The following is a 12,206-nucleotide window of genomic DNA, read 5'->3' as shown; positions in this document are numbered from 1 at the left end:
CGCCAGCTGCTTTTTTTATTGTCCAATACGGAATAATTCGAAAAATAATACATAGATTGAAAAGTATTTTATTAAAGAAGGAGTGTTGGATTTTATGTTAGCACAACGATTTGTTGAGAATCATTTAAAACATGAATTACAGAAAGAGGTGATTAAGAACGAATTGGTAGCTGAAAAAAAAATATCAGAACAAAGCTCTAATGTTCAAGCGTTTATTAAAGCAAAAGCATATGGATTGATTTGCACATGGATATTGAATTCAGAGCGTTCTACTGATGACATTCGTAGCCATTTAGAAACGGATGCAGTAGCAAAAGCATTTATCGAAAAATACAATCTGTATTTTGATTCTGTTACTTATTTTAATCGCTATCATCTCATTTCGAGTTTAGCAAAAGGTGTATATTTAGCTGATGTGACTGATGTTTTAAATTTTGTTGAAACATTATAATTCATTGAAAAGTGAGGCTGTTTTATGACTATGACAGGTAAGGATTCTATTAACTGGATTCAGAAAAAGAAGAAAATTTAATTATTGATGAATGTAGTGATTTATTAATATGTCCTGCAAGACAATAATTAGCTATGAACAGGTTGCCAGTAGCAACTTGTTTTTTTTATAGTTTTTTTTCGAAGTTGTTTGAATAAATGTCAGTTAGAAACGTATGATGTTTGGATTTTATAAATTAGGAATCGCATTTAGCGATAATAGGAGGAATTTTATTATGGGCTCAACTACTTTTATTGAAGAAGGTGTAGGTCGTGACGCAGAAGAGATTTTTAAGGGATTGGTAGCTGAAAGTCGTGAATATCATGGTGCACGCCATTATAGATGTTTATTTAGCAATGGAGAAGCGTTTGGAAGTGCCTAAGAATAAAAAACCTGTATACGCAGGTGGTATTGAGAACGTTCTATCTATTTTTGATCCTGAATCAGAGCCGAAAACAGTACGTATGCCAGTTTGGAAATTTGTTGGATGGACAAGCATTTAATATTGTAAATCTTATGTTTTTACAATAAGGGCTATAAGTAATAGAGTTTTGCAGATGTGCAAGGCTCTATTTTTTTATGTAGTGGAATAATAGTTTACAAACATACATATGATAAAGCATTCGGCTAGAAAATTGCCTAGTGCAAAGTCATATCTTAATTCGGTATAGATATAAATCTTTGTATGCGTCAGCATTGGTACTACTGCTGTAAATAGTACCCAAAATTTGTTGGTCTATCCGAAAAGACGCAGCAAGTGAGAGGTTACGCCTAATTAGCGTGCCTCTTTTTTTTTACATTTTTTTAGGTATAGAACATGTTTTCCAATGAAATATCGATTAAATGGTTATTGAAATGAGTATATTGAAATATTAAATAAAAAGGATTGTAGGGGGAAGCTTTATGAAAGAAGTGTATGAAAGGTTGAAGGATGCAATGGCTGCTAAAATGCTATTTCCTTTAATCGTTATGACGCTAGTTTTAGCAACTTTAAGCGATTATGGTGGTAAGGAAGAAAGTTATAAGGAATTTTTAGAAATGATGGAAGATAAAAAGGTTGAAACCGTCATCTATAATGACACTTATAGTAAAATCTACTTTGAAGATAAAAAAGATAAAAAGTATTATACGATTAATCCTAAGTCGGAAGATTTATTAGAACGTATTCTAATGTACGATATAAAGGTTGAACAAGTGCTGCCAAAGCAATCCTATGCTGAAATGGCTTCCTTGTTTTCACTAATTGTATTCGTGCTTGCATTTTACTTGATAATTCGAGCAATTATGATTCTTCAAGAAGAGCGTAATAGTCGAAAGTCTACTCGCAAAAAAGGGGGTAAAGTAACGGCAGCCTCTGAGAATCAAAAGAATAGTGATAATACGCAGGTAAAAAAAAGCAAGCAGAAAAAAGGAGGCTTATTTGGAATTCCAAATACAAGTTTAGAATTAATGGTTATTGAGCCTGATGAAGTCGTTAATTTGCCTAAATTTAAAGATATTGCAGGAAACGAAGAAGTGAAGGAAGTTTTACAATTCACAGTTAATTTCTTAAAAGATCCAACATATTACGAAAAGGTAGGAGCTAAGCTTCCAAAGGGTATCTTATTATCAGGACCACCAGGAACAGGGAAAACAATGATGGCTAAAGCAGTGGCTGCTGAAGCAAACGTAGCATTTATTCCGATCAGTGGTTCAGATTTTGTTCAGGAATTTGTTGGGGTAGGTGCAAAACGTGTACGACAAGTATTTGAGGAAGCTCGTAAGTATCAAAAATGCATTATCTTTATTGATGAATTTGATGCTGTAGCTGGAGATCGAAATGGTAGCTCTTCAGGTTCTGAAAACCGTCAAACGATAAACGCTTTATTGGACGAAATGGATGGATTCGTAGCTGATGAAGGAATTATCGTATTAGCGGCTACAAACTTTGTAGATTCATTAGATAAGGCAGTTATTCGTCCTGGTCGTTTCGATAAAAAAATTGCATTTGCTTTACCTAATTTCACCGAGCGATTTGAGATTCTGAAAATACATGCTCGAAATAAGCAAATTGCAAATGATGTCGATTTAAAACATTACGCTAAAATGACAATTTCAATGTCGGGGGCGTATTTAGCTACACTTTTAAATGAAGCAGCTATTAATGCGGCAAATAATAAAAGTGAGGTAATTACAAATGAAGATTTAGATATTGCTTATAACAACATTTTGATGAATGGCTTGCAACGAAAAACGAAGAAGCATAGCGAGAAGGATATTCGTATGGTGGCTATGCATGAAGCAGGACATGTTATCGCTGCAAAACGTTTAACAGAGGACGATGTTGTGAAGGCAACAATCATTTCAAATACAAGTGGTGCTGGTGGTTATGCACTGAGAATTCCAAAAGAAGAAGGTTTTAAAACAATCGAAGATTATAAAAATGACATTCGAGTGTCATACGCAGGACGAGCGGCTGAACAAATTCATTTCAATGGATATGTAAAAGTTAAAGATGCTCTAGCAAGGTATACTGTAGAAAATGAAGAGTATGATCTATTAAAAGGATTCGATTATACATTTGGAGCAACTTCTGATATTGAACAGGCAACACAAACAATTATGCAAATGATGATAATTGGAGGTGTTAGTAGTTCAATTGGTATGCTTAATGCAAAAATGATGGGTGTAGATTTTAAAAATCCTACATTGTTAAAAGAAGCAAAATTAATGGCACGTAGCTTATATTATGATGCATTAAAATTGATCACTGATGAATATGAGCTGCTTGAAAAAGTAGCGAATGAGCTGATGGAAAAGGAAACATTAGTAGAAAGTGAATTAACAGCTATTTTTGAAGCTCATGATAAAGAAAGAGATGTAGCTTTAACAATATAATAAATACAAAGCAGGCTTATCTTATTGACTATCAATAGGATACGCCTTTCTTGCTATGTTTTAATGCGATTACGTTTTTCAATATAAACTGAGGATTGTGAATAGCCTACGATGGCAGCTTTATCTGATACTGACTTCTTTACTTGATCAATTTTGTGAATGTGGCGATAACGGTAAGACATTGGTGTTATTTTTTTGTCAAATTTGCATGACAATTTTGCAAAAAGCCTTTCCAGCACTTTTCCTTCAATGGCATTTGGTTCGGATAAATTAGAATTGGTCCATAATGGATAACGTTCTATTTTTTTAAATCGTTCATAATAACATGCTCTATATTCCATAATGACTTTGTGAAGTTCAGGTGTACATAGTAATCTTTGTTTGCTAGGTGTGTAGATGTAGCAAACGTTGTCCTTTTCTTGAATATGCCCCCAGGTCAATTCTAAAATATCCGAAGTTTTAATACCAAACTCTTTAAATATGAGCAAGATTAAGTAATTTCTGAAATGCTTTAATTTTTGAATGGTATCAGAAGTGCAGAGTAAATCTTTGTATAACATTTCCTCTACTTTCTCAACTGTTTTTTCAGAAATCATATTAATATCTTTAAATTCTCTATCTAAATGAAGTAAGTCATCGCTAAAGTCTTTTTCAATCCAATTTCTAAAATATAAATACTTAATAAACGAACGCAAATTTGAGCGTTTTCGATTGGCAGTATTAGCTTTAAATGAGTGATTTAGATGGGTTGTGTAGTTAATACAAAGTGCATAAAATGCGTCAGTATCTTCAGTAATATCAAAAGTCCTCTCAAAAAGTTCTCTAGCAAACTTCAGAAACTGCATACCGTCTACATGATAATTTCTTAATGTGCTTTCACTCTTTCCCATCGTTTCTAAATACATTTCATACAACATCACACATTGTTCTAACAACATTTCAGCCCCTCCTTAGTCACTGCTTATATGAATCATATTGTACTAGGTGAAGTCGTTTAAAACAATTTTTTTTGGAATATAAAATTGTGAACCTGTATAGCATGTAAAGATTTATAAGAAAATGGTGTGTTTTTGAACATCAGTGAAGAAAGGAAGATTTTATAATGAAACTTAACAAGGGTGAGGAAATTAGGCCGAAGATTTTAGGAGCAGCATTCACAGGTGGGGTAGTAGCACTTACACTTTTCCTAACTAATAATGGTCAAACATCTGAAGTTGTAGTAAAGAATCAGGACATCAAGCCGATTGTCGTGGCTCAAGATTATAAAGAGGTAGATACACTGATTGCAGAAAATAATCTCTTATCGGCTTTAGGCTATGCAGAAGAGCAGCGTATTGCTGAAGAAAAACGCATTGCAGAAGAGCAGCGTATTGCAGAAGAAAAGCGTATTGCCGAAGAAAAACGCATTGCTGAGGAAAAACAACGTGCATTAGCGGTTAAAGCTGAGCAAGAGCGTATTGCTAAAGAGAAAAAGCAACAAGAAGTGGTAACGCTTAAATCGAATTTACCATCAGAACATTTCGATTACCTTAAAAAGAAAGTTGAAAAATATGATTTGGATTTAAAGAAAACAATGGCTGTTATGAAAGTTGAAAGTAATTTCAATTCAAAAGCAGTATCGAGCACAAGTGATTACGGTTACTTCCAAATCAATACGGTGAATCACGCCAATTTAGCAAACCTACTTAAAACGAAAAATGATCCATTAAATCCATATGTCAATATCGATTGGGGAACATATATGTTAGCCGACTTGTATGAGCATTGGGAATCTCAAGGGTATACAGGTGCAAAATTAGATGAAGCTGTATTAAGCTCATATAATAAAGGATTAAATGGGTATCGTAAATATGGTAAGGCAACTGATTATGTAAACAAATGGAATAAAACAGTGGCAACACTGTAATTTAGAGCGGCTAATGTCGCTCTTTTTTGTTGAAAAAAAGAAAGGCTATTGTAGCCCTTCAATTTCTAAGAATTCATCGTAGCATAAATCCTCTATTACCCTCTCATATCGTAAGAGCTCGTTCTTAGCCATTTCCATTCTCTCATGATGTTCAGAATCTAAGAGCTCAAAAAAGTTCGCTGGAGGCGTGTCTATCGGCAAAATAACGTGACCAAATAAAGGGAGTTTAGGATTGTAGGTTTGAATAAGGCGAGCACTTTCTGATTCAGCTAAAAAATCGAGCATCCAAATACTATAGTTTTCAAAGTACAACACATTTATCACTTTTGCTATAAAGCCCTCATAAATGAATGTCGGCATGAGCTTTGATTTTTACTAGCATTGCTTGAGATTCTGTCGCTTTTGAATAAAAATCTGCAACCAATCGATAGCGATCCATTAATCCCCACATTTCAGATGTTACCTTCTCGACATCAATAGCTTCTATTTTTAATATATTTTTTTGATAAAAATAAAGAGCGTTGCCAGCAGTGTAATACTTCATATGCTTAGGTTGGCTTTGAAATAGATTGATGATACCCTTTTTGAGCATATCAGGACTACTAGCCTTGAATGAAATTACACCACAAGGTTCTATGAATAGCCTAGCATATAATTGATCCTCCGATAAGGATTCGAGATAGCCAATAGGGGAATACTTCGTTGTTGCTTTCGGAATAACTTCATTTCTCCATGCAGTCACAATTTCTTCGTGATTAGTTAATTTCAATACGATCATCTCCTTATTTAAACAATATTTTATTTCTAGTTTATGTAGCTTATGTAATGAGTGAATAGTTTATAAAGCTTAGACATGAATTCAACAGATTAAATGTTTAGAAGTGAATATCCTATGTAAAACCTGAGTAGAATGAAGGGTTATAGATAAAAAAAGGGGCAACATCGCTTGCAATATAGGAAGGTGGTTTTACGTAAAAGCAAATCTAATCGTTTTTATGGCAGATCAGCAGATTTTATTTACTAAGGATTTTATTTATTTGGGCAGTTGAAAGGGAGAGTATTTATGACAGCAGTGGCAAGAAGCAATACGAGAGAATTAACAGAAATAGAGAAGGCATTTTTCAACAGATTGTATATAACAAACAATGTACAATTAAATGATGTTCAGATGCAGTCGGTATTGCATCAAGGTACGCAGTTGTTATTAGCTGCACCAGGTACAGGGAAAACAACTACAACAATCACTAAAATTGGATATATGATCGATGTTTTAGGTTATAATCCATCTAAGATTTTAGCAGTGACGTTTAGCAAAGCAGCAGCAGTGGATATGCAAAAACGTTTTAAAAAGTTATTTCCTCAACATCCTGATGGTATTGTTCACTTTTCTACAATTCACTCCTTAGCTTTTGACATTTATCGTTATCACATGTCTAAAACAAATCAATCATATCAAATGATTGAAGGCAGTGAGGAAGTAGATCAAAACGGTAAAAAAATTAATTTAAAAACTCGAATCATTTCAAAAATCTATCAAGACGTAATGGGAGAATATCCTTCTGAAGATGTGCGTGAAGGATTAAAGCTTTATATTTCATTAGTAAAGAACTTATTAACAACACCTGAGCAATTAGCTGAGGATGAAACTCGTTCTGAGGAAATTTTAGAAGGAGCAGCTGAAGTTTATAATCGCTATGAAGAGTATAAGCGTTCTCAAAATCCAGTTATGTTAGATTATGATGACATGTTAGTAGATGCTTATCGAATTTTAAATGAAAATGACGAAGTTCGTGAGTATTATAAGTCAAAATTTGATGTAGTTATGATTGATGAAGGACAGGATACTTCATTTGTTCAGCACGCTATTGCAGAAATTTTAATTGAAGATCATCAAAATCTATTCATGGTTGCAGATGATGATCAAACAATTTATAAATTCCGAGGCAGCGATGTTGAGAATTTACTTGTTTTTGGTGACAAGTATCCGAACGGTATTATTTTGAAAATGGAGCACAACTATCGCTCCACAAAAATCATTGTGGACGTAGCAAATGCATTCATTAAAGCAGTTGAAAAACGTTACGACAAAAATATGTTTACAGATAAAGAAGATGGGAATCCAATTGCGGTTAATCGTTTTGGTCAACACAGTGACCAATTAAAATTCGTGATTAATCACATTAAAAAGAAGGATGATCTTTCTGAAATAGCTGTTTTGTATCGTAACAATGCATCTTCAATTGGCGTTGCATTTGAGTTAATGAAGAATAAAATTCCATTCTATTTAAAAGAAGGGGATGCACGCTTCTTCTCTCACTTTGTAATGAAGGATCTACGTAATTACCTTCGTTTAGCTTTTGGGGAAAAGGTAAAGCATATGAAGTTAATTGAGGATATTCGCCCTCGATTCCGAGGCTATTTAAAGCCATCTCATATAACAGAGTTAGCGACAAAAGATTTAGAGATGAATATTTGGGAAGCTTTATGTGATCTACGTGATATTCAGCCATATCAAATTGAGTTTTTCAATAAATGCAAAAAGGTATTTCCTTCTTTGAAAAACATGAATCCAGTTGAGGCAATTGATACGGTGTTAGAAGAATTACAATATCGTGAAGCAATGAAGAAATATGTGGATTTTATTGGTATGAATATGGAAGGCGTAGAACGTGTGTTATCGACAATAAAGATGATTGCAGAAAGCTCGGAAAATTTAGTTGATTTTTACGAAACACTAGATGATTTAGCAAATGCGATACGTGACGCTAAAGGAAATGCTGGTAAGAATGCGGTAACGCTTTCTACATTTCACTCTAGTAAAGGTTTGGAATGGGACACAGTGTTTTGCATTGATTTACAAGTTGGTCAAGTACCAACAATGCAAGAAATCGAAGCAGCAACGAAACGTAAAATTGCAGGTGCATTGGACGAAGCTTACCGACTAATGTACGTAGGGATGACGAGAGCACGTAAAACATTGCATTTATGCTGTTATACAATGGGCTCTAAACCTTCGCAATTTGTAAAAGAAGTTGAATCAATTATTAAGAAGCGAGAAATGGCAGTTCGCATTTCGGCAAATCAGCCTAAAGGTGAAAAGCGAGTAGAAGTGACAGATTTAATGGTGGAGCAGGAGCAAAGCTTAAATTTAGAGGTTGGAGTAAAAGTTCATCATAAGAAATTTGGCGATGGAGTAGTTCGTGCTTTATCTGAAGAACGAATTGATGTTGAATTTGAAACAAAGGGATTACGCTCATTCTTAGTAGAATATTGTGTTAGTAATAAAATTTTAGAAAATATTTAATGGGGAAGGCATTGTTTATAAACAGTGCCTTTTTTATTTGCAATGTTTTTTTAAAAGATTGTTTATAACAAAACAAAAAACCTTTTTCAGTTAAGAAAAAGGTTTTAATTTGCTATTTAGAAGCTTTAATAGCCTCGAACATAGCATTGGCAATAGTAGCTGCTGCTTTAATAGATTTAGGATGTACTGTAAATTGTGGTACAGTAGTTTGAAGAATTTTCTTCATTTCTTCGGCTAAATCTGATAGCGGCTCCTGTTTATTTTGCCCCTGAGTATTTGCAGCTTTTTGATACGCAGCTTTTGCATCTGTTTCAAACGAAAGTGGTTCAGCTGAATTATTTGGATGTGTCATAAATGGTGGGGGGAACATAAATGGCATTTGATTAACAGTAACACCATCAGGCATACAAGGGATAACGCCTTGTGCAACCATTTCTTGCAATTTAGACAGCACCATTTGTTCGACTGGCGTACCAGGAGGGTAATCGTTTATGTTTACAAATCCTGATCCTCCGAAACTTTCAAAAGCTCCGCCTGTTTTGCATGGGCAATCAGGAGGGCAACCATCAAGTTCTTCACCTAGTCCTTCATCTGAAACATTAACTAGTGCTAACTCGTCTACTAAAGCTTCGAAATCAACCATTTCTTCCATTTTTTCTAACACAACGGCATGTAGCGATAGTGCAGCTTCTAAATGCTTTACTAATCGTGTGTCGATCTGAATTGGATCTTCACCAGCAGTTGCTACTTGAATAAATAAATTTAATAGAATTTCTTTTGAAATTTTCACATCTTCTTGATATGCCAACTCCTGCTCTTCTTTAGCTACTTTTAATAGCTCGAAGAACTCATTAACCGATGTTTTTGGCGTTACAGTGATGAAAATTCCATCATGTTCAACCTCGACATTTTGGTTAGCTGATTGTGCAGCATTAGTTGCTACTAAAGCGATGTTTGAAATTTCTTGTCCTGTAGATGTAATTTTCATAATTAAAAATCACCTTTCTTTTTTAGAGTATGGTGTATGCTATGCGGCATTAAAGTTTTCATAACGAAAAAAGTGTTCTATATAAAATGAAAATCCAATCACCATTTAAGGGATTGGATTTTAGTGTTATTCGGGAACAATGATTGCCATGTCATGCATAGTGAAATCAGCAAATGAATGATCTAATTCCAGTGTATAGTTCGGATACAGATAAATTAGCGTGTTGATCAAAGCATGTGGATTTACTAAGTCCCGATAATTTTGACCATTTGCTTTTTTATCACTTGTTGTGTAAGGCAGATTGAGCATGATGCCATTGTGAATTTCTTTTAATCGTTGAAGATATATTTCAGGATTTTCTTCTATACGTGGTATAGCTGAACCCAATAATTGCCCTTGTTCTTTAACAAACACTGAAAACGTCATGCTAACCGCATTAAATCTTGCCATAAGGACCTCTAATTCTTCTCGTTTGGAGTGGAATTGTTGTTCTAATATTTTGCTTTTTGAATCCATTCTTTCGGCAGTAGCTTTTGCTTTTGCATTGCGAACTTTTTCATCAGCTGTAAAATCTGATTTTGCTACATTAATTGAGGCGATTAGCATATAATCCTTCATCATGTCTAAAAATTTAGAATGAAATGCTAAAAAATCAGATTCAGGGAATTCATCATGGCTATATGCCTTATCAATATGTTCTCCAAATTCTTCAATTTTATATTGTTCACTACGTAAAATAACTGCTGCTCCATCAATAGTGCCTTTTAAAAATGTCATAAAATACCTCCATTATTCAAAAATTTATATATTATAGTCAATTTAGCTATTCAATATTCTAAAAAAAGTGTTCTATTATGATATTTAACATATCGGTGGTTAAGTTTGCAAAGAAAGCTTTAAAGGTTACTTCTGAAAAACTTACCGAAAACATAAAATGGTGGAGAAATTTAAAGATGGACGCAAGGTTGCTGAAGGGAGGAAACTATACGAAACTTATAGAGGAGTATTGATAAGCCTATAAAAATGGTGCTGATTAATTTTAGCATCTTTTTTTATTTTTATCGGTATGCTGTTGGTAAAGTGAAACCATATACTAGCTTATCGTTTCACTTTGCTAACAGTGTATTCATGAAAATTTGAAAATATGTTGATAATCTAAAGTATAAATATAATTTTCTTAATATAATTATTTTAGTTTTTAAGATTCTAACTTTTGGTAAAGATGTGTTAGGATATACTTTAAAAAGGGGGGAAAGAAAATTGTAGTTACAGAAATTCATAAGTTATTGTGTTGTCCAACAATTGTAATAGATTAATAATTATGAAAATCATTTTTCCTACATAAGATACAAGGTATTACTATAAGAAAGGGATGATATAGAAATGAAGAGATTAAATCAACTTTTCATGACGGCAGCATTAGTAGTCGGAACATTGTTAGCAACAGGAGGACAGGAGGCAAAGGCGGCATCGACTGATGATTTTTCAGATGTGTCAAAATCACATGCCTATTACAATGAAATCATGTATTTGAAAGAGAGAGGTGTTATACAATCAGTGGATAAATTCAATCCAAATGATTTAGCGACACGACAACAGGTAATATTAATGATTGGTCGTTCGTTAGGATTGGATGATACACCACGTAAAACAATTTTCAAGGATGTGACTTTTGTAAACAAGGATTCAGGTGTGATTCAATCAGCTTATGAAGCTGGTATTGCTAATGGTTATCTAGGTAACATTTTAAAAGGCTATGAAAATGTTAGTCGTGGTCATATTGCAGCGTTTATTGCAAGAGGATTTGAAGATCGAATTGAGGTGGGCAAATATCCGACTCAGGAATTTAAAGATGTACGTGTTGGGACAACAGAGTATGAGCCTGTTCGTTTATTAACAAGTGCAGGGGTAATTAATGGTTATGGAGATGGTACATTTAAACCTAACCAAAAAGTTTCTCGTCAGCATGTAGCAACAATGTTGGCAAGAGCATTGGGCTATAAAGATGTTGATGCAGTAGAAGGTGCAGAATTAAAACTAATTAAGATGAAAAATTCTGAAGCTGTTTTAGTCCGTACTGATAAGAATGCATTTTTGATTAATTCAGGATTAGAATCTGATGTAGGGGAATTAGTTGCAAATTTACAACAATTAAAAGTAAAAAAACTTGAATATGTTGTGGTTACAAATGAAGAGGCAACAAGTTATGAAGCAATTCCGTCAATCCATAAGAAAATTCCAGTAGGTGTTATTTTTTATGGAGGGACATCAGGAAATTCAGCTTTAGCTACTTCCTTAGCTGTTATGAAAACAAATTATGATGTAGATGCGGCTCTATTAGAAAAAGGAGCATTTTTAGCCATTCAAGAAAAATCGAAAACAGAAGGCTTTGAAGTAACACAGGGGATTTCACCAATTCTAGTGGCAGGAGATGTAACGAATTCATCAGAAGTGGCTTTAACATTGCATTATAATGGAATGAAAATTGCCATTGATGATTTTATATCAAATGCACGAAATACAAATGAAACGACATACACACTCAAGTAGTAGTAAATGAAATGCTTTGATCTTTTAGATCAGGGCATTTTTTTTATTTGGTTATAAACGTTCAATACCTCACGTATTTTATAAAAGATTT

The 12,206-nt window shown here is 33.8% G+C and carries 11 protein-coding genes; 7 read left to right on the top strand and 4 right to left on the bottom strand.

The genetic code is table 11. From position 1 onward, the window contains the following. Positions 1-94 precede the first annotated feature (94 nt). The 4 genes from ACOMCU_RS01820 (at position 95) to ACOMCU_RS01805 (ending at position 3,367) form a co-directional block, all read left to right on the top strand. Positions 95-451 carry a hypothetical protein gene (locus tag ACOMCU_RS01820; protein WP_421049263.1) on the top strand — a complete coding sequence of 119 codons (357 nt, stop codon included), beginning with the start codon at positions 95-97 and terminating at the stop codon, positions 449-451. Positions 452-725: 274 nt separating this feature from the next. Beyond that, positions 726-872, top strand: coding sequence for a hypothetical protein (locus ACOMCU_RS01815; protein WP_421049262.1), 147 nt, complete (start codon positions 726-728; stop codon positions 870-872). Next, complete coding sequence (locus ACOMCU_RS01810; RefSeq protein ID WP_421049261.1) at positions 865-993, top strand: hypothetical protein; 129 nt, start codon at positions 865-867, stop codon at positions 991-993. The genes ACOMCU_RS01815 and ACOMCU_RS01810 overlap by 8 nt, the downstream gene beginning before the upstream one ends. A gap of 400 nt (positions 994-1,393) precedes the next feature. Continuing rightward, positions 1,394-3,367: an ATP-dependent metallopeptidase FtsH/Yme1/Tma family protein gene (locus tag ACOMCU_RS01805; RefSeq protein ID WP_421049260.1), complete on the top strand. Its 1,974-nt coding sequence runs from the start codon at positions 1,394-1,396 to the stop codon at positions 3,365-3,367. Positions 3,368-3,420: 53 nt separating this feature from the next. Here the strand turns inward: ACOMCU_RS01805 and ACOMCU_RS01800 are convergent, their stop codons facing one another. Then, positions 3,421-4,305 carry a tyrosine-type recombinase/integrase gene (locus tag ACOMCU_RS01800; protein WP_421049259.1) on the bottom strand — a complete coding sequence of 295 codons (885 nt, stop codon included), beginning with the start codon at positions 4,303-4,305 and terminating at the stop codon, positions 3,421-3,423. 164 nt (positions 4,306-4,469) lie between these two features. On the opposite strand from ACOMCU_RS01800, the gene ACOMCU_RS01795 reads away from it, so the two are divergent. Beyond that, positions 4,470-5,273 carry a transglycosylase SLT domain-containing protein gene (locus tag ACOMCU_RS01795; protein ID WP_421049258.1) on the top strand — a complete coding sequence of 268 codons (804 nt, stop codon included), beginning with the start codon at positions 4,470-4,472 and terminating at the stop codon, positions 5,271-5,273. 340 nt (positions 5,274-5,613) lie between these two features. Here ACOMCU_RS01795 and ACOMCU_RS01790 read toward each other — a convergent pair whose 3' ends face one another. Continuing rightward, positions 5,614-6,042: a hypothetical protein gene (locus ACOMCU_RS01790; protein WP_421049257.1), complete on the bottom strand. Its 429-nt coding sequence runs from the start codon at positions 6,040-6,042 to the stop codon at positions 5,614-5,616. A 294-nt stretch (positions 6,043-6,336) separates the two neighbouring features. On the opposite strand from ACOMCU_RS01790, the gene ACOMCU_RS01785 reads away from it, so the two are divergent. Then, on the top strand, positions 6,337-8,577 hold the full coding sequence (locus ACOMCU_RS01785) for an ATP-dependent helicase (RefSeq protein ID WP_421049256.1): 2,241 nt from the start codon (positions 6,337-6,339) through the stop codon (positions 8,575-8,577). A gap of 112 nt (positions 8,578-8,689) precedes the next feature. On the opposite strand, the gene ACOMCU_RS01780 is transcribed toward ACOMCU_RS01785, so the two are convergent. Both ACOMCU_RS01780 and ACOMCU_RS01775 read right to left on the bottom strand, forming a co-directional pair. Then, positions 8,690-9,565, bottom strand: a complete 876-nt coding sequence (locus ACOMCU_RS01780) for a hypothetical protein (RefSeq protein WP_421049255.1) — start codon at positions 9,563-9,565, stop codon at positions 8,690-8,692. A 126-nt stretch (positions 9,566-9,691) separates the two neighbouring features. Beyond that, positions 9,692-10,342, bottom strand: coding sequence for a hypothetical protein (locus tag ACOMCU_RS01775; protein WP_421049254.1), 651 nt, complete (start codon positions 10,340-10,342; stop codon positions 9,692-9,694). A gap of 606 nt (positions 10,343-10,948) precedes the next feature. On the opposite strand from ACOMCU_RS01775, the gene ACOMCU_RS01770 reads away from it, so the two are divergent. Further along, on the top strand, positions 10,949-12,115 hold the full coding sequence (locus tag ACOMCU_RS01770) for an S-layer homology domain-containing protein (RefSeq protein WP_421049253.1): 1,167 nt from the start codon (positions 10,949-10,951) through the stop codon (positions 12,113-12,115). Positions 12,116-12,206 lie beyond the last annotated feature (91 nt).

It is taken from the genome of Lysinibacillus sp. UGB7, assembly GCF_049058285.1.
Classification (GTDB): domain Bacteria; phylum Bacillota; class Bacilli; order Bacillales_A; family Planococcaceae; genus Lysinibacillus; species Lysinibacillus sphaericus_B.
The sequence above is the reverse complement of the archived record's forward strand: the minus strand, read 5'-3'. Positions and strand labels throughout refer to the sequence as shown.